Below are 19,641 nucleotides of genomic sequence, written 5' to 3' on the forward strand. Positions count from 1 at the left end.
CCCTTGACCAATAAGCCGAGCAGTCTGGAAAGGCTGACCATAGTGGGTGATAGTCCCGTAGGCGTGATGTGGTTAGGGGTCCTTGAGTAGGGCGGGGCACGTGAAACCCTGTCTGAACGTAGGGGGACCACCCTCTAAGCCTAAATACTCCTTGGCGACCGATAGTGCACAAGTACCGTGAGGGAAAGGTGAAAAGCACCCCGACGAGGGGAGTGAAAGAGACCTGAAACCGGACGCTTACAAGCAGTCGGAGCACCCTTGAGGTGTGACGGCGTACCTTTTGTATAATGGGTCCGCGAGTTCGTGTTGGCAGCAAGCTTAAGCCGTTAGGTGTAGGCGAAGCGAAAGCGAGTTTGAATAGGGCGTTTAGTTGCCGGCATGAGACCCGAAACCGAGTGATCTAGCCATGGCCAGGCTGAAGGTGGGGTAACACCCACTGGAGGGCCGAACCCACGCCTGTTGAAAAAGTCGGGGATGAGCTGTGGCTAGGGGTGAAAGGCCAATCAAACTCGGAAATAGCTGGTTCTCCGCGAAATCTATTGAGGTAGATCGTCAGGCGAACACCACCGGAGGTAGAGCACCGGAAGGGCTAGGGGGGCCCAAAGCCCTACCAAACCCTACCGAACTCCGAATGCCGGTGAGTGCTACCTGGCAGACAGACTGTGGGTGCTAAGGTCCATAGTCGAGAGGGAAACAGCCCAGACCACCAGCTAAGGCCCCCAAATGATGGCTAAGTGGGAAAGCATGTGAGACGGCCAAAACAACCAGGAGGTTGGCTTAGAAGCAGCCATCCTTTAAAGAAAGCGTAATAGCTCACTGGTCTAATAGCTGTCTTGCGGCGAAAATGTAACGGGGCTCAAGCCATCTGCCGAAGCTGTGGATGCACCGTAAGGTGCGTGGTAGCGGAGCGTTCCCTAGGCCTGTGAAGGTGCATCGCGAGGTGTGCTGGAGGTATGGGAAGTGCGAATGCGGACATGAGTAGCGACAAAGAGGGTGAGAAACCCTCTCGCCGTAAGTCCAAGGGTTCCTGCGCAAGGCTAATCCGCGCAGGGTGAGCCGGCCCCTAAGGCGAGGGCGACAGCCGTAGCCGATGGGAATCAGGTGAATATTCCTGAGCTCGTCAGAAGTGACGGCCCTGAAGTTCCATTATCCCTTATTGGATTGGGGTGGTGGTTGGATGGGTCCGGGAAATAGCTCTGACATTGAACCGTACCCGAAACCGACACAGGTGGACTGGTAGAGTATACCAAGGCGCTTGAGAGAACCATGTCGAAGGAACTAGGCAAATTGCTCGCGTAACTTCGGGATAAGCGAGACCCATGCTTGCGCAAGCAGGTGTGGGTGGCACAAAGCAGGGGGTGGCGACTGTTTAGTAAAAACACAGGGCTCTGCGAAATCGAGAGATGACGTATAGGGTCTGACGCCTGCCCGGTGCCGGAAGGTTAAAAGGAGATGTGCAAGCATCGAATTGAAGCCCCGGTAAACGGCGGCCGTAACTATAACGGTCCTAAGGTAGCGAAATTCCTTGTCGGGTAAGTTCCGACCTGCACGAATGGCGTAACGACCTCCCCACTGTCTCCGGCATGGGCTCAGCGAAATTGAATTCCCCGTGAAGATGCGGGGTACCCGCAGTTAGACGGAAAGACCCTATGAACCTTTACTGCAACTTCGCAGTGGCGCCAGGAAGGGACTGTGTAGGATAGGTGGGAGGCTTTGAAGCATGGGCGCTAGCTTGTGTGGAGCCAACCTTGAAATACCACCCTGTGCCTTTTTGGCGTCTAACCGAGCCTGGTTATCCCGGGCCGGGACCCTGCGTGGTGGGCAGTTTGACTGGGGCGGTCGCCTCCCAAATTGTAACGGAGGCGCGCGATGGTGGGCTCAAGCCGGTCGGACATCGGCTGTTGAGTGCAAAGGCATAAGCCCGCCTGACTGTGAGCGTGACAGCGCGAACAGAGACGAAAGTCGGCCTTAGTGATCCGGTGGTCCCTCGTGGACGGGCCATCGCTCAACGGATAAAAGGTACTCTAGGGATAACAGGCTGATCTCCCCCAAGAGTCCACATCGACGGGGAGGTTTGGCACCTCGATGTCGGCTCATCGCATCCCGGGGCTGGAGCAGGTCCCAAGGGTTCGGCTGTTCGCCGATTAAAGCGGTACGTGAGCTGGGTTTAGAACGTCGTGAGACAGTTCGGTCCCTATCTGCTGTGGGTGTTGGAGACTTGAGAGGATCTGTCCCTAGTACGAGAGGACCGGGATGGACATACCTCTGGTGCACCAGTTGTCACGCCAGTGGCACAGCTGGGTAGCTAAGTGTGGACGGGATAACCGCTGAAAGCATCTAAGCGGGAAACCCACCTCAAAACCAGGTCTCCCCGAGGGCCGTGATAGACCATCACGTTGATAGGTCGCCTGTGGAAGCGCAGTAATGCGTGCAGCTAAGCGATCCTAATAGCCCGATAGGCTCACTACTCCCCAATGCGGTTCGGACCACGTCCGAACACCGCACGCAGCACCAAACCCCACTTCACACACTCATCCCATTCCAACCAATCCCCATCACCACACGAACAGGTTTTCGGTTCGGTGGCCTGGTGCCTATCGCGGAGTTGAAACACCCGATCCCATCCCGAACTCGGCCGTGAAACACTCCAGCGCCCATGGTACTGCCGCTCAAGCGGCGGGAGAGTCGGTCAGCGCCAGGCCACCCAACCGAAAACCTTTTTTTATACCACCGTCACGCGGGGTGGAGCAGCCCGGTAGCTCGTCAGGCTCATAACCTGAAGGTCACAGGTTCAAATCCTGTCCCCGCATCCCAGAAAAACCCGTCAACCCAGAAGGTTGACGGGTTTGGCGATTCTACGGGTCGTCCCCACAGTCGCGGAGCACCGTCGGCCAAGGCCAGGATCGCACCCAAAGCACCGCGGACTTCAATCCGAAGATCACCTTCCTCCGGCACCAGCGTGATCGCCTCGACCAGGCCACGGACCAACTGCGGATGGACTTCAACGCGCGCGATCAAGGCGCGCGCCACCTCGCGAGCTTCTCGATCCACCTCAGCGTCAAGCCCCTCCTGCAGACGCGCCACTCGCGCCCGGTAGACCTCGCAGAAATTGGGATGCAGCAGCGGCGCAGACTGACGTGCCCACGCTATCATCCCACCATGCTGAAACCGCCGCTTACGCTGATCACCTGCCCGGTGATCCAGGATCCACCGGGCGATGCCAGATGCACCACGGTTGGTGCCACATCCTCGGGCAGGCCGAGCCGCCGCAGCGGATAGGCGCGGGTCAGCTTGTCACGGTTCTCGTCCAGCCAAGCCTTGTCGGAATGCTGCGTCTCGATCAGGCCGAGGCTGACCACATTGGCAGTGGTCCAGGAGCGTCCCATCTCCCGCGCCAGCGACTTCATCAGCGCGATCGTGCCGCCGCGCGCCGCCGCTACGATGGACAGGCCGCTCTCACCCACGCGCGAAGAATCGCCGACCAGGCTGATGATGCGGCCATTCTTCCGCGCCTCGATGAAGGGGGCGGCGGCGTGGCAGCAATGCAGCGAACCGTAGAGGCAGGCATTGATCTGCGAATGCCAATCCTCCGGCCCGGTCTCGACGAAGCGCTTGCGCAGGGCGAGGCCGGCATTGTTCACGAGGATGTCGATGCCGCCGAGATCGGCCGCCACCTGCGCCATCATCGCCTTCACCGCGGCGTAGTCTGTCACGTCGGCGCCATAGGCGATGGCGCGGCCGCCGGCGGCGGTGATCTCGCGCACCACCGCCTCCGCCTCGGCGGCCGAGCGGCGGTAATTCACCGCTATGGCGGCGCCCTCGGCGGCAAGTCCGAGGCAGATGGCGCGACCGACATCGCGCCCCCCGCCGGTGACGACGGCAACCTTGCCGGTGAGCTGTGCTTGCATGGGCGTTCTCCTCAACTGCGTGCGCGTGCGGGCTCGATCAGCCGGAAGATGCGCTCCGGCGTCACGGGCAAGGTGTTGATCTCGATGCCGAGCGGCGCCAGCGCGTCGCTGACGGCATTGGCGATGGCGGCGGGCGCGCCGATCGTGCCGCCCTCGCCCATGCCGCGATAGCCGCCGATGGTGGCGGGCAATTCGGATTCGACATGCGCGACCTCCAGGGTCGGAATCTCGGCCGCGGTCGGCACCAGGTAGTCCACCAGATTCGCCGTCACGATCTGGCCGCGCTCGTCATAAACCAGCTCCTCCAGCAGCGCCGCGCCGATGCCCTGCGCGACGCCGCCATGCACCTGCCCATCCACGATCATGGGGTTGATCAGCCGGCCGCAATCCTCCGCGACGACATGCCGCAGAACCCGCACGGCAAAGGTGCCAGGATCGATCTCGACCATCGCGATATGCGTGGCGGCGGCGGTGGTGCCGAAATAGGGATCATAGGTCTCGCGCGCCGAAAGATCCGGCATGGTGTCGCGCGGGAAGCGGCCCATCTCGGAATAGACGGCGCGGGCGACTTCGCGGAAGGAAAGCTCGCGATCTGTGCCGGCGACCCGCACGCGCCCCTCCTCGACCTCGATATCCGCCTCGGCCGCCTCGAGCAGATGGGCGGCCGCCATCATCAGCTTGCGCCGCACCACCCGGGCCGAGAGCGTCGCGGCCCCGCCGGCCAGCACCGCGCTGCGGCTGGCATAAGTGCCGGTGCCGTGGGGCACCGCGCCACTGTCGCCCTGGATGATGCGGATATCGGCAATGCGCGCGCCGAGCTCATCAGCGACGATCTGCGTCAGCGTCGTCTCCAGACCTTGGCCATGCGAGGCGACGCCGAATTTCGCCGTCACCGCGCCGGTGGAATCGATGCTGATCTCCGCCGTCTCTGTGCCCGTGTTGATGGGCATGCCCGGGGCCGCGGAGATGCGCGAGCCGATGCCCGTGAGTTCCGCATAGGAGGCGACGCCGATGCCCACCCAGCGCCCCGCGGCCCGCGCCGCCGCCTGCTCCCGCCGGAGTCCCGCATAGCCCACGGTTTCGCAGGCGCTGGCCAGGCATTCCTGGAAGCCCGAACGGTCCCAGATGATCCCTGAGCCGGTGCGATAGGGAAATTCCTCCGCCTGGATGAGGTTGCGCGCCCGCATCTCCACGGGGTCCAGCGCCAATTTCCGCGCCGCCATGTCCACCAGCCGTTCCATCACGAAGGTGGAGATCGGCCTTCCCACGCCGCGATAGGGCCCGGTCGGCGCCTTGCTGGTGGCCACCGCCCGCACATGCCCGCGATAAGCCGCGAGCCGGTAGGGGCCGGGCAGGAAGCTCGCCACCTGAACCGGCTCCAGCGCGGCGGTCCAGGGGTAGATCGAGGTGGCGCCCACATCGCCCAGGATCTCGGCGGTCAGGGCCAGCAGCCGCCCCTCGCCATCGAAGCCGAGCTCGGCCGTCACGATCTCGTCGAAGCCATGGCTGGTGGAAAGGATGTCCTCCATTCGGTCCGCCACCCAGCCCACGGCGTGGCCATGCCGCCGGGCGAGGGCGGCCACCACCAGCTCCTCCGGATAGAGCGAGGCCTTGCCGCCGAAGCCGCCACCGACATCGGGTGCGACCACGCGCAGCGCATGGCCCGGCAGGTCGAGCGCATCGGCCAGGGCGTCGCGGATGATGCCGGGGATCTGCGTCGAACTGTGCAGCGTCAGCGCGCCCCGGCCGCGCTCGATGGTCGCGAGGCAGGCGCGGGGTTCCATCGCGATCGGCGCCTTGCGGTGGAAGCGGAAGCGCGCGCCCACGCGGTGTGGTGCCGCCGCCATCGCCGCCTCCGCCTCGCCCCGGCCGAAGCTGCGTTCGACCAGGATGTTGGAGGTGGTCTCGGGATTGAGCACGGGCGCATCGGGTTGCGCCGCCGCCTCGGGGTCGGCGATCTCGGGCAGCGGATCGTAGTCTATCTCGACGAGTTCGGCCGCGTCCTCCGCGATGTAGCGGCTCTCGGCCAATACTGCGACGACGGGTTCGCCGACGTAGCGCACCTTGCCCTGGGCCAGCGGGAGGGTCGCCGTCGCCTGGTAATGCGCCATGCGCGATGTGGCGCGGACCGGGCGCACCAGCCCTTCCAGATGGGCCGCCGTCACGATGGCGATGACCCCCGGAAGGGCGGCAGCGGCGGCGCTGTCCACGCCGAGGATGCGGGCATGGCCGTGCTCGCTGCGCCGGAAGGCGATATGCCAGGTATCGGCGGGGAAGAGATCCGCGACATAGCTGCCCTGGCCGGCGAGCAGGCGCGGATCCTCCACCCGCAGCACCGGGCTGCCGACATGCTTCGGCCGGGCGATGGCTTCGCTCATGCGTAGGTGGGCCGCAGCGATTGCCACTGCGGCATGTCATGGCCGCAGATAACCAGCGCTCCCTCGGTCTCGATGGCGCGCACGCGGGAATAGCTGGCGCGCGCCGCTTCCTGGTCGCGCATGTTGCGCGGCATGAGATCCTCATCGAGCACCTGGCGCAGCGGCACGGCGTCACCGGCGATGAGGATGCGGCCGTCGCCGGGCATGTCGAGCAGCACGCCCATCAGCCCCGGCGTATGGCCGGGCAGGGGGATGAGGCGGACCTTTCCATCGCCGAAGAGATCGAGTTCGCCCGCGATGCGGCGCATTGGCCGGCCCATGTCCCATTCGCGGCGGATATAGCCCCAGGCCTCGGCATCCTCAGCGCTCGCGGCCTCGTGTTCGGCGGCCTGGACGATGAATTCGGCGCGGGGAAACAGCGCATTCGCGCCGGCATGGTCGAAATGGAGATGGGTCATCACCACCATCGGCACGTCTTCCGCGCGCACGGCCAATGCGGCGAGGGACGCACCGACATGTTCCTCCGGCCCGTGCAGCGGCGGCATGGATTTGGCCAGCGCGCCCCAGGTGCCGGTGGGGTCGGCCGCCGCGACCGGATTGCAGCCGGTGTCGACCACCACATCGCCCTGGGGGTGGCGGATGAGGAAGCAGGGCACGGGGGCCTCGAACACCTCCTCGCGCGGGGCGCCGGGGATGTAGGTGGCGCGGCGCAGCCTGATGCGGCCGCTGGAGAGCAGATGCAGCTTCATGACGGGGTCCCCCCACGGCGGGCCGCGGCGGCGCGCACCGCCCGCACGATGTTTTCATAGCCGGTGCAGCGGCAGAGATTGCCCGAGAGGCCGTCCCGGATCTCCTCGTCGCTCGCCAGGGGCTGCGTGCGCAACAGATCGGTCGCGGTCATCAGCATGCCCGGCGTGCAGAAGCCGCATTGCAGCGCGTGATGCTCGCGGAAATCCTTCTGCAGGTCGGAGAGCATCTCGGGCGTGCCGAGGCTTTCCACCGTCTCCAGGCTGCTGCCATCGGCCTGCACCGCGAGCATCAGGCAGGCGCGCGCGCTGCGGCCATCGAGCAGGATGGTGCAGGCGCCGCAGACACCGTGTTCGCAGCCGACATGCGTGCCCGTGAGGCCGAGCGTGCCGCGCAGGAAATCCGTGAGTAGCAGCCGGGGTTCGACCTCCGCCTCGATCTGCCTCCCGTTGACGGTGAGGGCGATGCGTTGCTTCGCGATCATGCGGCCTTCTCCCAGGCGGCGGCCAGTACGCGGCCGAGCTGCACCTCCACCAGATGCCGCCGCAGATCGGCTGAGGCACGCAGATCGCTGTTGGGCTCCACCGCGTCGCGGGCGATGCGGGCGGCTTCGGCAAAGGCGCCGGGCCCCTGGCCGAGCAGCGCAGCCTCGGCCGCGGGGATGCGCAGCGCGGTCTCATGCACACCCATCAGTGCGATGCGCGCCATGGTGATGACGCCCCCCCGCCGGGTCAGCAGGCAGGCGGCGGCGGCCGTGGCGAAATCACCCGCGCGCGGCGCCGTCTCGGCAAAGCCCCAGCCCGTGCCGGGCGGCAGGAAGGGCAGGTGGATGGCGGTCAGAACCTCCTCCGGTTCGAGCGCGGTGGCGAGGCTGCCGAGGAAGAAATCCGCGGCGGGAATCTCTCGCGCGCCATCCTGGCGGGTGAGGCGCAGCGTGGCGTCGAGCAGCAGCGCCATCATGGGCAATTCGGCGGCGGGATCGGCATGGGAGAGGCTGCCGCCGATGGTGCCGCGGTTGCGCACGGCCAGATGCGCGACATGCGCCATGGCCTCGGCCAGCACCGGGAAATGGGTGGCGATGCGCGCATCGGTCTCCAGCACGCGGTGGCGCGCCAGCGCGCCGATGGTCAGGCCCCGCGCATCCTCGGTGATGCCATCCAGCGCCGCGATGCGGCCGATATCCACCAGGATGGCGGGGCGCAGCAGGCGGAAATTCAGCATGGGCATCAGGCTTTGCCCGCCGGCCAGCAGCTTGGCCTCGGTGCCATGGGTGGCGAGCAGCGAGAGCGCCTCCTCCAGGCTCGCGCAGCGCCGATAGTCGAAGGGGGGCGGCTTCATCCGGCCTCAATCCGCCCCGGGGACGAGGATGCTCTCCAGTGCCGCGCGCAGCGCGGCGGGCAGGGGCACGGGGCGCCCGGCCTCACGCGCGACATAGACATGGATGAAATGCCCTTCCGCCGCGGCGGTCTCCGCCTCGCCACCGAAGATGCCGACCTCGTAGCGCACCGAAGAGGTGCCGAGCCGCGCCACCCGGATGCCGGCGGTGATGGGCATGGGATAGGCCAGCGGCCGGGCGCAGCGGCAGCCGGTCTCCACCACCAGGCCGATCACCGGGCTGGCCTGGATGTCCAGCACGCCGCGCCCGATCAGCCAGGTGTTCACCGCCGTGTGGAAAAAGGAATAGTAGGTGACGTTGTTGATGTGGCCATAGACGTCATTATCCGCCCAGCGGGTGGTGATGGCGATGTGATGGCGGTAATCGGCCCGGGTGCCGGGCGCGGGACGGGCGCTCACGGCGTTGCTTCCCCGCCGGCACGTGATTGTCTTGCCACCCTGCGCCTCCCAACTTGCGTAACTAGACTTGCAAGACAAGACCATGGCGACGGGGTAGGATGCAAGAGGCATGGCAAGGGAGAGAATGTGAGCGAGATCATGCCCGACAGCCTGGCCGAGGATGCGCTTCGCGCCGATCGGATCATCCCGCGCGGCCATGAGCGGGACTGCGCCATGGCCGACACCATCGGCATCCTCGGCGACACCTGGACCTTCCTGGTGGCGCGCGAGGCCTTCTTCTCCGCCCGCCGGTTCAATGATTTCCATGAGCGCCTCGCGATTCCGCGCGCCACGCTGACCGGGACCCTCGACAAGCTGGTCGAGGCCGGAATCTTCGAACTCCGAGAACTGGGCGAGGCGCGGCGCTGGAAGGGCTATTTCCTGACCGAGCGGGGAATGGACCTCTACCCCGTCTTCCTCTCGCTGCTGGGCTTCGGCGACCGTTGGCTGCAGCCAGGGCGGCCGCCTCTGGCCTTGTTCCACCTTGATTGCCGCTCCTGGTTCTCGCCCCGCGTGGTCTGGGCCGAGAACGGGGAGGCGGTGGATGCGCGGCGCGTCAGCTTCGCCATCGCGCCCGACTACTGGCGCCTGGCCAGCGCCGCGCCCGCCCGGCAGCGCCGCCCCTGGCGCGACGGCCAGGTCGTTGGCCGCCGGCCCTGCTCGGTGGAGAGGACCCTCTCGATCATCGGTGACCGCTGGACCTTCCTGATCCTGCGGGAATTCTTCCACGGCAACACGCGTTTCGACGAGATCCATCAGAACCTCGGCATCGCGACCAACATCCTCTCCGGCCGGCTGAAGAACCTGGTCGCCGCCGGCCTGCTGGAGCGCGCGGGCGGGGGCGCCGCCTATGGGCTGACGCCGGCGGGCTGGGACCTCTTCGCGCCGCTCGCCCTTATGAAAGCCTGGGCCGACCGCTGGCTGCGCCCCGGCCGCACGCCGACCATGCGCTTCGTCGACCCCTCCGGGCGGACGCTCACGCCACGTCTGGTCTGCTCGGCCTGCGGGGAGGAGGTGCCGGCGCGGCGGGTCCGGTTCATCACCGCCTACCAGCTCTGAGGCCCCGCAGAGAGTTGTTGATCTGACAGTCTTGCTATGCAAGTCTCCCTTCGCATCAGGGCCGCCATCAAGAGCAGCCTGCGAAACATCGAGGAGATCAGTCCATGCAACGCAGAAGCTTCAACCAGGCGGCCCTCGGGACGGCGCTGGGCGCCACTCTGGCCAGCCCCGCCCTGGCGCAGACCGGCCCCATCCGCATCGGTGTGCTGACCGACATGTCGGGCCAGTTCTCCGACCAGTCGGGCGAGGGTGCGGTCACCGCCGTGCGCATGGCCGTGCAGGATTTCGGCGGGCAGGTGCTCGGGCTGCCCATCGAGGTGGTCGTCGCCGATCACCAGAACCGACCCGATGTCGCCGTCACCCGCGCGCGCGAATGGTATGACCGCAACGACGTGCATCTGATTGCCAACCTGATCAATTCCGCCGTGGCCCTGGCCGTGGCGGGTGTCGCGCGCGAACGCAACCGGATCGCCATCGTCAACGGCTCGGGCTCATCGCGCATCACCAATGAGGGCTGCACGCCCAACAGCATCCACTATGCCTATGACACTGTGGCGCTGGCGCGCGGGACCGCGAATGCGCTGCTGCGCGACGGCAAGACCAGCTGGTTCTTCCTGACCGCCGACTACGCCTTCGGCCATGCGCTGGAATCCGACACGATCGAGGTGGTGCGCGCGGCGGGCGGACGCGTCGCCGGTACGGTGCGCTATCCGGTGGAGAGCGCGGACCTCTCCTCCTTCCTGCTGCGGGCCCAGGGCTCGGGCGCGCAGGTCGTCGCCATCGCGGGCTCGGGCACGGTCTTCATCAATGCGGTGAAGGCCGCGCACGAATTCGGGCTGCGCCGCCGGCAGACGGTGGTGGGCTTGCTCACCTGGCTGCCCGACGTGCATGCACTGGGCCTGCAGGTCGCGCAGGGCATGGTGCTGACCAATGGTTTCTACTGGGACCGGGATGATGCGACGCGCGCCTGGGCGCAGCGCTTCTTCGCCATCCGTAACCGCATGCCGCATATGGGCGATGCGGGCGATTACTCCTCGACCATGCATTACCTGAACGCGGTACGCGCGGTCGGCTCGCTCGACACGGCGGCGATCATGGCGAGGATGCGCGACACGCCGATCAACGACTTCTTCGCCACCAATGGCCGCATCCGCATCGATGGCCGCATGGTGCACGACATGTACGTCTACGAGGTGAAGCGCCCCGAGGAATCGCGCCGCGCCTGGGACTACTACAAGCTGCGCGCGACCATCCCGGGCGAGGAGGCCTATCGCCCGCTCTCGCAAAGCGCCTGCCCGCTGGTCCAGCGGGGCTGAGGTGATCCGCACGGATCTGATCGCCCCGCTGCCCGAGCTGCTCGTCCGCCACGCCGGCGCGCGGGGCGGGAAGCCGGCCTTCCGGGATTCCGTGCGGGGCGTGACCTGGGCGGAGCTGGCAGCGCGCAGCGGCAACCTCGCCGGCCAACTCGCGGCGGCTGGAATTGCGCCGGGCGATCGGGTCGCCCTGCTGCTGCCCAACTCGGTCGCCTGGATCGAGGCCGGCTGCGCCATCCTGCGCGCGGGCGCGATCAACGTGCCGATCAGCCATGACGCGACGTTGCCCGAGATCCTCTATCGCCTGGAGGATGCCGGCTGCCGTGCGCTCATCGTCAGCGCCGAGCGCGCGGGGCAGGTCAGGGAGGTGCTCGCCGGCCTGCCAGCCCTCACCACCCTCATCATCGCCGAGGACGGGCCTGCCGGGCTGGAGGCCATGACCGCCGCGGCGCCGCCGCTGCCGCCGCCCGACCCGCCGCTGCTCGAAGAAGCCGCCTTCATCATCTACACCTCTGGCACCACGGGCCGGGCCAAGGGCGTGATCCTGACGCTGCGCGGCATGCTCTGGGTCACGGCCGCCTGCTGGGCACCCATCCTGGGCCTGTCGGCGGAGGATGAATTCCTCTCGCCCCTGCCGCTCTTCCACTCCTATGGGCTGAACCTGGCCTTCCTCTCGTCCATCGCCACCGGCTGCTCGGTGCGCATCATGGAGCGCTATTCGACCGGCGAGGCACGACGCCTGCTGGCCGAGGAACAGCCCACGCTCTTCGCGGGCGTGCCGACCATGTTCCACTACCTGCTGCAGACCATCCCCGAGGGCGAGGCGCCGGTCGCCCCACGCCTGACGCGCTCGGTCTCGGCCGGCGCCATCATGCCGGGCACGCTCAACCGGGCCTGGGAGGAGCGCTTCGGCTCGCGGTTGCTGGATGGCTATGGCATCACCGAGACCTGCACCATGGTCACGATGAACTGGATGGAGGGCGCGCGTCCGCTCGGCTCCTGCGGGCTACCGGTGCCTGGCCTGACGGTGCGGCTGCTGGACCCCGTGAGCGGCGAGGATGCGGCGCCCGGCGCCGAGGGTGAGCTGATCGTCCGCGGCCCCAACGTCATGCTGGGCTACCACAACAAGCCGGCTGAGACGGCGCAGGCGCTGCGCCGCGGCTGGTATCACACCGGCGACCTCGCCCGCGCGGATGCGGATGGCTTTCTCACCATCACCGGCCGGCTGAAGGAACTCATCATCCGGGGCGGTCAGAACATCGCGCCCGCCGAGATCGAGGAGGTGGCCGCCGCCTTCCCGGGCGTGCGCGACTGTGCCGTCGTGGCCGCGCCGCATGCGGAGCTGGGCGAGGTGCCCGTGCTCTTCGTCGCCGAGAAGCACGCCGAAGATGTGGACGTGGAGGCCCTGCTCGCGGCCCTACGGTTGGCGCTGTCCGCCTACAAGGTGCCCCATCTGGTCCAGATCACCGATGAGATCCCGCGCACCGGCTCGGGGAAGATCATGCGGTTCCGGCTGAAGGAGCTGCTCCTGGCCTGAGAGTCATCCATCGCAAATATTCGAAGAGAGTTGAATTTTCGAAAATTTTGTGAGAGCTTGCCGGGGCGTCGCTGACCCACCGGAGGCCGGGCGGTTGCGACGCGCCGGGCCCGGTGCCCAGTCAGGGAGGATCACAAGCAATGACAAGCGGTACCAAAGCCGACACGCGCCTGCCGCGCCGGCTGCTGCTGGGCGCGATGGGCGTCCTGGCCGCAAGCCCCGCCCTCGCTGCCTGGCCCGAACGCCCGATCACCCTGCTGCACGGCTTCGCCCCCGGCGGCTCGGCCGATGCGCTGGCGCGGGTGCTGGCGGTTTCGTTGGGCAATATCCTGGGGCAGACCATCATCGTGGAGCCGCGCCCCGGCGCGGGTGGCATGGTGGCCTCCGCCGCGCTGAGCCGTGCGGTGCCGGATGGCTACACTCTTGGCCTCATCACCGGCGGCCATGCGGTCGCCGCCGCCTTTGGCCGCAATCTCACCTTCGATCCGGTGGAGGGCTTCACCTGGATCTCCCGCGTGGTGGAATTCGGCTTCGTCATCGTCGTCCGGGCAGACCATCCGGCGCGAGACCTCCGTGCGCTGCTGCAGATGGCCAACCGGCCCGGCGGGCTGACCTTCGGCTCGGCCGGCGTCGGCTCCACGCATCATCTGGCGGGCGAGCTGCTGGGCGCGATGTCGGGCGCGCAGCTGGTCCATGTCCCCTATCGTGGCGAGTCGGACGCCATCACCGGCCTGATGAGCGGCGACCTCACCTGCGCCATCATCACCACCGTCACGGCCGGGCCGCAGCTGCAGTCCGGGCGGCTGCGCGCGCTGGCGGTGACGGCGCCCGAGCCCGTCGCGGCCTTCCCCAATGTGCCCTCGGCGGGGGAGACGGTGCCGAACTACGCGGTGACCACCTGGGCGGGGCTTGCCGGCCCCGCCAACCTGTCCGAGCTCGTGCAGCAGCGGCTGCACCAGGCGGTGTTGACCCTCGCCGAGCAGCCGGAACATCGCAGCCGCCTCGCGGCGCTGGTGGACGGGCGCGTCCGCACCAGCACTGCGGAGGAACTGCGCAGCCTGGTCGCCAGCGAGATCTCCCGTTGGCGCGAGCTGATCGGCAGCCGGCAACTCCAGGCTGGCTAGGCCAGGACGGGCGGCAGCGGCACGCCGAGCGTGGCGGCCGAGGCCGCCAGGCGTTTCCAGGTCCCGTCCGGCAGGCTGATACCCTCGCGCAGGCGCCGCGCCATCACCGCACCGCCGCGATCCCCCGGCAGCAGGACCGGCGTGGCGCCGCTGGCCGGCACGGCGGCGACGGCCGCTGCCAGGGCCTCCACCTCCGCGGTGAAGGCGCCCGGCGCGCCGAAGGCTGCGATGTCGAGCGCGATGGCAAGGCCGTTCATGCGCGGCCCCTCCTTGGCGCCCTCGCCGCGCAGCGCCAGGCTGATCAGCGGATTGCCGGCGGCGAGGCTGGCCAGGCACTCGATCATCAGTGAGAGGCCCGCACCCTTCGGCCCGGCCATGGGCAGCAGGGTCGCGACCTTAGCGGGGTCCTGCGTCGGCTGGCCCGCCGCATCCACGCCCCAGCCCTCGGGGATGGGCGTGCCGGCATCCTTCGCCGCAATGATCTTGCCGAGTGCGACAGCCGCCGTGGACATGTCGAGCAGCAAGGGCGGGCGCGTGCCGGACGGGATCGCGATGGCGAGCGGGTTGGTGGAGACCACCGCCCCCGCGCTGCCCGGCCAGGCCATGAGCGGGCCGGAGGCGGTCATCACCAGCCCCGCCATTCCCTGCGCGGCGGCGCGCAGCGCGAAATGCCCGACGGCGCCGGCATGGGTGATGTCCCGCGCGACCACCCAGCCCAGATGCAGCCGGCGCGCGATGGCGATGGCCTCGTCCATCGCGCGGTTCATGGCGACGGGGCCTGGCGCCTGGTCGGCGTCGAGCAGACCAATGGCGCCGGCCTGCATCCGCATCGCCATGGCCGGGCGCGGATTGATGGCGCCGGTGCCGATGAGCTCCAGATAGCGCGGGATGCGCAGCACCCCGTGGCTGTCCACGCCGCGCAGATTGGCCCAGACCAGCGTCTCGGCCCAGGCGCGCGCATCGGCCTCGCCCGTGCCGGCCGCCTGCAGGATGGCGGCGGCGAAATCGCGCAGCGCGCCGGCTTCGATGCGGGCACTCATGCCGGCGTGGCGGGGAAGTAGCGCTCCATCCAGCCCTTCAGGACGTCGCGGCCGCGATTGTCCTTGCCGAAGATCGGGAAATGGTCGGTGCCGGTGATCAGCACGAGGTCCTTTGGCTGGCCCGCCAGCTCCCACATGCGGATGGATTGCTCGACCGGCGTCACAGTGTCGTCCGCGCCATGCATGAAGAGCACGGGGCGGGGGGCGAGCTGGTGGATCACCTCCTCGGCCTTGAAGTCGAACATGCTCTGCGCGGTGTCGGCCGCCACCACGGTCTGCGCGAGGTGGGAGAGGTTCTTGCGGAGATGCTCGGCCATCGGCACCACATCCCAGCGGCTGACCATCATCGTCTCGCCGGTGCGGGCCTTGTGGGCGCGGCCTTCAGCGAGGAGGCCCGTGAACTTCTCCCAGGCCTCGGGCGTCGGGTGCTGGCCGCGGAACTTGCGCTCGCCATGGCCCCAGCCGCAGGAGATAATGGCGGCCGCGAAGCGCGTGTCGGTGCTGGCGGTATAGGCCGCGATGGCGGCGCCGAAGGAATGGCCCAGCACGGCGATGCGCGCGGGGTCTACCTCGGGGCGCTGGGCCAGCCAGGTCATGGCGTTGCGGGTATCGGCCACCTGGTCATGGCAGAGCACGTAGCCGCGCGTACCCTCGCTCTTGCCGCAGCCGCGGAAATCGATGCGCAGCACGACATAGCCCCAGCTTTCCATGAGCCGGCTGACCACCTCGGAATAGGAATTGTCCTTCGCGCCGATGAAGCCGTGCAGGACGATGACAGCGGGGAGCCGCTGATCCCCGGCCCGGCCATCCGGCACATGCAGGTTGCCGGCGAGGGTCAGCCCGTCCGAGGTGAAGGTGATGTCGCTGTCCATGTCCTGCCGTTCCCTTGCGTCACGGCATCATGCTACGATTTTCGAAACTTTCAAGATATTCGATTTTCGGCTCAGGTCTCGGGCGGCTGGATGAATTGCGGCGCGTAGAGCCGCACATTGTCCACCGTCCATTGCAGCTGCTTCCGCAGCAGTTCCGCCGCCTCCGGGCCGCGGCGTGCGAGCGCCGCCTGCTTGATCGCCTCATGCTCCGCGAGCCGCCCCGGCCCCTGCGGGCGGTGGCGCTGCGAGAGCAAGCGGTAGCGCTCCATGTGGTCATAGAGCAGGCCGCGCATGTGCAGCAGCCAACGCGAGCCGCAGGCCGAGACCAGCGCATGGTGGAAATCCCGGTGCAGCGCCACCCATTCCTTAAAGCGCGCGGCACGTTCCGCGCGCGGGCGCGATTCGATGGCGGAGAGGCGATGGAAGGTCACCACCACCGCCTCCTCCCAGGCCTTGTCGCCATTCTCAATGGAGGAGAGGATCGCGCGCTGCTCGAACTCGATCAGAAGGCTGGAAACATCCAGCAGATCCGCCTCGGAGACCGGGGCGACGCGATAGCCGCGATTGGCGTCCACCTCCACCATGCCGACCGAGGCGAGATGCGACAGCGCCTCGCGCAGCGTGCCGATGCCGACCTCATAGGCCGCTTGCAATTCCGCGAAGCGCAGCCGGGCGCCCGGCGCATAGCGCCCATCCAGGATGTCGGCGAGCAGCCGGTTGAGGACGGTCTGGCTAATCAGGACCGCGGCGGGGGCGGCGCGCTTTGAGGCTGCCGTGGCGGACATGCGGGCGGAGTCTCCTTGGGAAGCGCCGAGAGTGAAACCGTCCGCGCGCCGGCTCAAGGGGTTGGCGATTTCACCGAATGCCAGGCGAAGAGAAGGGGCCGCGGCGCGTTGCGGTAGATGGCGGTATAGGTCATCCGCGTGGCGATGCCACCGCCGGGGCGTGCGATCTCGGCATCCGCCTCGCCGAAGACGAAGCTGAAGCCGGCCTCCTGCCGCACGTCGCGCGTAAGCGCGGCGTAGCGCAGGTAGCGCCGCTCGCCCGCGCGCAGCTTGCGCAGGAACTCGGCCTTGTCCTCCACCACGCCGTTGGAATGCACGAAGCGCAGATCCTCGGCGATCAGCGCATCCAGCGTGGTGAAGTCCTGGGTGATCATCGCCTGGAAGCGCTGATCCTCCAGCGCCAGGATGGCGGCGGCGTCTGGCGCCATCTCAGCCCTTTTCCTCAGGGAGCTGCAGCCGGTGCATCTCCAGGAAGGCCTGCGAGGGCGGCAGGCCCCAGACATCGCGCGGCAGGCCGACCCAGGTCTTGGGGCGCTGCGGCCGGTCGCGGTGCCAGGGGCGCGGATCCCAGAAACCCAGCGCCTCATCCGTCATGCAGTCGAGGCCGTGGAAGAGCTCGATCGCGTTGCCCTCGGGGTCGCGGTGATACATCGCGACATTGTGGCCGGGGCCATGGCGCACCGGGCCCCAGAGGATGGGCACCTTCTGCCCGCCGAGGATATCGGCCGCGCGGTGCATGTGGCCGGCGTCGCGCAGTTCGAAGGCCATGTGGTGCATGCGCGCATCGGGGCCGCGGGTGAAGTTCACGGTGTGGTGCTCGTGATTGCAGCGCAGGAAGACGAAGCGGTCCTCAATCCAATCCGAGACGCGGAAACCGAGCTGGCCGGTGAAGAAATCCGCCGTCGCCGCCGGATCGGGCGAGAAGCAGGCGACATGGCCGAGCTTCAGCGGCGCGATGCCGGGCAGGGGCATGCGGTTCTCATAGCCGTGGAAGCCGAAATGCAGCTCGATCGCGCGGCCATCCGCATCGCGCGAGCGCAGGGCCAGAGGGCAGCCCGGCGCCACATCCGAGCAGCGCTCTGCCGGCAGGTCCGCGCTGATCAGCGCGCGTTCGACGGCGGCGATGTCGGGCGCGGCCGGCAGATCGAAGCCGAGGCGGGCGAGGCCGGGCACCTGACCCTGCTCCAGCACGATAGAAAGCTGGCCCGCCTCGCTCGCCAGGAAGGCGCGGCCCGCCTCCCGGCCGATCTCGGCGAGGCCGATCACGTCGCGATAATAGGCGAGTTGCCGCTCCATGTCAGTCACGGTGAGGGCGAGGTGCCGGAGGCGCTTGACCTGGATCATGCGCGCGCGGCCTGTTGGTGCTGGCGTTTCATCTTCCCCTCCCTGGAGCATTCTTGCCCGGGAAGCCTCGCGCCAATTATCGAAATCGTCAATATTTTCGAAAATCAATCCGCGCCGCAGCTGGCTGCCAACCCTTCCAGGATTCCCGCCATCCGCGCCTTTGCCTGCGCCTGCAGCGAGTCGAACAGGCTGTTGCCATGCGCATCGATCCCGATGGTCACCGGCCCCAACCCCTCCACCGCCAGCCGCACCAGGCGATAATGCGCGACGAGGTCGGGATAGGCGACCTCGCGCACCGCCGTGATCGCGGAGGAATGCAGCGGCGCGCCGCCGCCGAGGAAGGAGAGATAGACGCAGCCCACCTCGGCCATGGCGGCCACGCTGGCCGAATCCAGCCCGCCCTTGCCGCCCACGGCCGTCAGCCCGAAATGCCGGATCAGCCGCGGCATGTGCGGGTTGAAGCGCGTGCTGGTGGTCGGGTTCATGTAGAGGATTTCGAGCCCGCCCTCCGCGCCATCCTGCGAGTAGGAGCCGAGGTGGAAGAGCGAACCGCCCCGCAGTGGAATGGGCGGATCGCGGGCTTCCTCGGCGCAGGCGACGAGGCGCTGCACGGTGGGCAGGCCCGCCGTGATGATGATCTCGCCATCCAGCAGGATCATGTCGCCGGCGCGCAGGCTCCGCGCATCCTCGCGCGACATCGGCATGCGGATGCGGCGCAGGCCCTCGGTCCCGGGCGCACTCATTCGAAGCGCTCCACGCTGCCATCCGCGTGCAGCCGCGCGCGGGTGCGGCGGTTGATCCAGCAGTTGAAGCAGACGGCGACGGGCGTGTAGCCATGGCCCGAGGCGTAATCCACATGCACCGCCAGCGCCGTCGTGTCGCCGCCCGTGCCCATGGGGCCGAAGCCGGTCGCGTTCACCGCGCGCAGCAGGCGTTCCTCCATCGCTTCCAGGACCGGCTCGGGGTTGATGCTGCCGATCGGGCGCATCGTCGCCTTGCTCGCGATCCGCGCCGCCACGTCGAAGGACCCGCCGATGCCGACGCCGATGATCACCGGCGGGCAATGCTGCGAGCCCGCCTGCAGCACCACCTTCATCACGTATTCCTCGATCTGCGCGAGGCTCGGGAAGGAGAAGGTCTCGAGCGCGGCCCAGCGGCCCGAGCCCAGCGCCTTGGGCTGGCAGAGGATCTCCACCCAATCGGCGCCGCCCGCCACATCCCAGGTGATGAGGGGCATATCCTTGCCCTTGTGGCCGCGCTCATTGGTCAGCGGGTTGGTCACATGCTTCAGCAGGGGCGGCCTGATCGTCGCCACCAGCTCGTCGAAGCCGTCACTGATGGCGGCCTTGATGTCGCCCTCCAGCCGCGCCGCCGTGCCGAGCGTCACGTGATAGACCGGGACGCCGGCATCGGAGCAGATGAAGCGCTCCTCCGTCTCGGCGCGCTGCGCGCTGCCGAGCATCATCTTCAGCACCTGCTGCGCGCCGTGCTGCGTCTCGGCCTCCAGCGCGCGGCGCAGGCCGAGCTTGGTGTCCTCGGGCACGCGGCGCAGCGACCAGTCGTAGAGCTGGGCGGAGAGGCTCTTCACGGCCTCATAGGTGATCGGCATCCTGGACCCGCTCCCCTGGATCGGAACCCGCGCGAAGAAGGCTGGACGAAGCCGCGCGATCCGTATAACCCATATAACTGACCTTTCAGTCC

The 19,641-nt window shown here is 67.8% G+C and carries 17 protein-coding genes, 1 tRNA gene and 2 rRNA genes (1 of these 20 running past the window's edge); 7 read left to right on the forward strand and 13 right to left on the reverse strand.

Going from position 1 to position 19,641, the window contains the following annotated elements:
* The 3 genes from ACQ860_RS23270 to ACQ860_RS23280 form a co-directional block, all read left to right on the forward strand.
* Positions 1–2,469: ribosomal RNA gene (locus ACQ860_RS23270) — 23S ribosomal RNA — on the forward strand (it extends 268 nt beyond the left edge of the window).
* Positions 2,470–2,586: 117 nt separating this feature from the next.
* Positions 2,587–2,701, forward strand: a 5S ribosomal RNA gene (gene rrf, locus ACQ860_RS23275).
* 35 nt (positions 2,702–2,736) lie between these two features.
* Positions 2,737–2,810 (forward strand) — tRNA-Met (locus ACQ860_RS23280).
* Positions 2,811–3,149: 339 nt separating this feature from the next.
* Here ACQ860_RS23280 and ACQ860_RS23285 read toward each other — a convergent pair.
* From ACQ860_RS23285 to ACQ860_RS23310, 6 genes are read right to left on the reverse strand one after another with little or no spacing between them, the layout of a single operon-like run.
* Complete coding sequence (locus ACQ860_RS23285) at positions 3,150–3,908, reverse strand: SDR family NAD(P)-dependent oxidoreductase (protein ID WP_431305675.1); 759 nt, start codon at positions 3,906–3,908, stop codon at positions 3,150–3,152.
* Between the two features lie 11 nt (positions 3,909–3,919).
* Positions 3,920–6,286, reverse strand: coding sequence for a xanthine dehydrogenase family protein molybdopterin-binding subunit (locus tag ACQ860_RS23290; protein ID WP_431305676.1), 2,367 nt, complete (start codon positions 6,284–6,286; stop codon positions 3,920–3,922).
* Positions 6,283–7,035 carry an N-acyl homoserine lactonase family protein gene (locus ACQ860_RS23295; RefSeq protein ID WP_431305677.1) on the reverse strand — a complete coding sequence of 251 codons (753 nt, stop codon included), beginning with the start codon at positions 7,033–7,035 and terminating at the stop codon, positions 6,283–6,285. Before ACQ860_RS23295 ends, ACQ860_RS23290 begins: the two co-directional genes overlap by 4 nt.
* Complete coding sequence (locus tag ACQ860_RS23300; protein ID WP_431305678.1) at positions 7,032–7,517, reverse strand: (2Fe-2S)-binding protein; 486 nt, start codon at positions 7,515–7,517, stop codon at positions 7,032–7,034. Before ACQ860_RS23300 ends, ACQ860_RS23295 begins: the two co-directional genes overlap by 4 nt.
* Positions 7,514–8,371 carry an FAD binding domain-containing protein gene (locus ACQ860_RS23305; protein ID WP_431305679.1) on the reverse strand — a complete coding sequence of 286 codons (858 nt, stop codon included), beginning with the start codon at positions 8,369–8,371 and terminating at the stop codon, positions 7,514–7,516. The genes ACQ860_RS23300 and ACQ860_RS23305 overlap by 4 nt, the downstream gene beginning before the upstream one ends.
* A gap of 6 nt (positions 8,372–8,377) precedes the next feature.
* Positions 8,378–8,827, reverse strand: a complete 450-nt coding sequence (locus ACQ860_RS23310) for an acyl-CoA thioesterase (RefSeq protein WP_431305680.1) — start codon at positions 8,825–8,827, stop codon at positions 8,378–8,380.
* A 126-nt stretch (positions 8,828–8,953) separates the two neighbouring features.
* On the opposite strand from ACQ860_RS23310, the gene ACQ860_RS23315 reads away from it, so the two are divergent.
* From ACQ860_RS23315 to ACQ860_RS23330, 4 genes are all read left to right on the forward strand, one after another.
* Positions 8,954–9,925, forward strand: a complete 972-nt coding sequence (locus ACQ860_RS23315) for a winged helix-turn-helix transcriptional regulator (protein ID WP_431305681.1) — start codon at positions 8,954–8,956, stop codon at positions 9,923–9,925.
* Between the two features lie 104 nt (positions 9,926–10,029).
* Positions 10,030–11,241, forward strand: coding sequence for an ABC transporter substrate-binding protein (locus ACQ860_RS23320; protein ID WP_431305682.1), 1,212 nt, complete (start codon positions 10,030–10,032; stop codon positions 11,239–11,241).
* 1 nt (position 11,242) lies between these two features.
* On the forward strand, positions 11,243–12,775 hold the full coding sequence (locus ACQ860_RS23325) for a class I adenylate-forming enzyme family protein (RefSeq protein WP_431305683.1): 1,533 nt from the start codon (positions 11,243–11,245) through the stop codon (positions 12,773–12,775).
* Positions 12,776–12,915: 140 nt separating this feature from the next.
* Positions 12,916–13,899 (forward strand): Bug family tripartite tricarboxylate transporter substrate binding protein, encoded by a 984-nt coding sequence (locus ACQ860_RS23330; RefSeq protein ID WP_431305684.1) that lies wholly within the window; start codon positions 12,916–12,918, stop codon positions 13,897–13,899.
* Here ACQ860_RS23330 and ACQ860_RS23335 read toward each other — a convergent pair.
* The 7 genes from ACQ860_RS23335 to ACQ860_RS23365 all read right to left on the reverse strand — a co-directional run bounded on the left by ACQ860_RS23335 (position 13,896) and on the right by ACQ860_RS23365 (position 19,549).
* A complete protein-coding gene (locus tag ACQ860_RS23335) occupies positions 13,896–14,939 on the reverse strand; it encodes an Ldh family oxidoreductase (RefSeq protein WP_431305685.1) in 1,044 nt (347 codons plus the stop codon). The two genes, ACQ860_RS23330 and ACQ860_RS23335, sit on opposite strands and share 4 nt — an antisense overlap.
* A complete protein-coding gene (locus ACQ860_RS23340; protein ID WP_431305686.1) occupies positions 14,936–15,811 on the reverse strand; it encodes an alpha/beta hydrolase in 876 nt (291 codons plus the stop codon). The genes ACQ860_RS23335 and ACQ860_RS23340 overlap by 4 nt, the downstream gene beginning before the upstream one ends.
* Positions 15,812–15,882: 71 nt before the next feature.
* Complete coding sequence (locus ACQ860_RS23345) at positions 15,883–16,596, reverse strand: GntR family transcriptional regulator (protein ID WP_431305687.1); 714 nt, start codon at positions 16,594–16,596, stop codon at positions 15,883–15,885.
* Positions 16,597–16,649: 53 nt separating this feature from the next.
* Positions 16,650–17,024: a nuclear transport factor 2 family protein gene (locus ACQ860_RS23350; protein WP_431305688.1), complete on the reverse strand. Its 375-nt coding sequence runs from the start codon at positions 17,022–17,024 to the stop codon at positions 16,650–16,652.
* A gap of 1 nt (position 17,025) precedes the next feature.
* Positions 17,026–17,940, reverse strand: a complete 915-nt coding sequence (locus ACQ860_RS23355) for a VOC family protein (RefSeq protein WP_431305689.1) — start codon at positions 17,938–17,940, stop codon at positions 17,026–17,028.
* 104 nt (positions 17,941–18,044) lie between these two features.
* Positions 18,045–18,683, reverse strand: coding sequence for a fumarate hydratase C-terminal domain-containing protein (locus tag ACQ860_RS23360; protein ID WP_431305690.1), 639 nt, complete (start codon positions 18,681–18,683; stop codon positions 18,045–18,047).
* On the reverse strand, positions 18,680–19,549 hold the full coding sequence (locus ACQ860_RS23365) for a fumarate hydratase (RefSeq protein WP_431305691.1): 870 nt from the start codon (positions 19,547–19,549) through the stop codon (positions 18,680–18,682). The genes ACQ860_RS23360 and ACQ860_RS23365 overlap by 4 nt, the downstream gene beginning before the upstream one ends.
* Positions 19,550–19,641 lie beyond the last annotated feature (92 nt).

It is taken from the genome of Sediminicoccus sp. BL-A-41-H5 (assembly GCF_050632405.1).
GTDB lineage: Bacteria > Pseudomonadota > Alphaproteobacteria > Acetobacterales > Acetobacteraceae > Roseococcus.

Bases quoted from the DNA above. Each gene is read 5' to 3' on its own strand.
- ACQ860_RS23340 (WP_431305686.1), bottom strand. From the start codon at position 15,811: ATGGACAGCGACATCACCTTCACCTCGGACGGGCTGACCCTCGCCGGC.
- ACQ860_RS23285 (WP_431305675.1), bottom strand. From the start codon at position 3,908: ATGCAAGCACAGCTCACCGGCAAGGTTGCCGTCGTCACCGGCGGGGGG.
- ACQ860_RS23300 (WP_431305678.1), bottom strand. From the start codon at position 7,517: ATGATCGCGAAGCAACGCATCGCCCTCACCGTCAACGGGAGGCAGATC.
- ACQ860_RS23355 (WP_431305689.1), bottom strand. From the start codon at position 17,940: ATGATCCAGGTCAAGCGCCTCCGGCACCTCGCCCTCACCGTGACTGAC.
- ACQ860_RS23290 (WP_431305676.1), bottom strand. From the start codon at position 6,286: ATGAGCGAAGCCATCGCCCGGCCGAAGCATGTCGGCAGCCCGGTGCTG.
- ACQ860_RS23335 (WP_431305685.1), bottom strand. From the start codon at position 14,939: ATGAGTGCCCGCATCGAAGCCGGCGCGCTGCGCGATTTCGCCGCCGCC.
- ACQ860_RS23360 (WP_431305690.1), bottom strand. From the start codon at position 18,683: ATGAGTGCGCCCGGGACCGAGGGCCTGCGCCGCATCCGCATGCCGATG.
- ACQ860_RS23365 (WP_431305691.1), bottom strand. From the start codon at position 19,549: ATGCCGATCACCTATGAGGCCGTGAAGAGCCTCTCCGCCCAGCTCTAC.
- ACQ860_RS23350 (WP_431305688.1), bottom strand. From the start codon at position 17,024: ATGGCGCCAGACGCCGCCGCCATCCTGGCGCTGGAGGATCAGCGCTTC.
- ACQ860_RS23305 (WP_431305679.1), bottom strand. From the start codon at position 8,371: ATGAAGCCGCCCCCCTTCGACTATCGGCGCTGCGCGAGCCTGGAGGAG.
- ACQ860_RS23320 (WP_431305682.1), top strand. From the start codon at position 10,030: ATGCAACGCAGAAGCTTCAACCAGGCGGCCCTCGGGACGGCGCTGGGC.
- ACQ860_RS23345 (WP_431305687.1), bottom strand. From the start codon at position 16,596: ATGTCCGCCACGGCAGCCTCAAAGCGCGCCGCCCCCGCCGCGGTCCTG.
- ACQ860_RS23295 (WP_431305677.1), bottom strand. From the start codon at position 7,035: ATGAAGCTGCATCTGCTCTCCAGCGGCCGCATCAGGCTGCGCCGCGCC.
- ACQ860_RS23330 (WP_431305684.1), top strand. From the start codon at position 12,916: ATGACAAGCGGTACCAAAGCCGACACGCGCCTGCCGCGCCGGCTGCTG.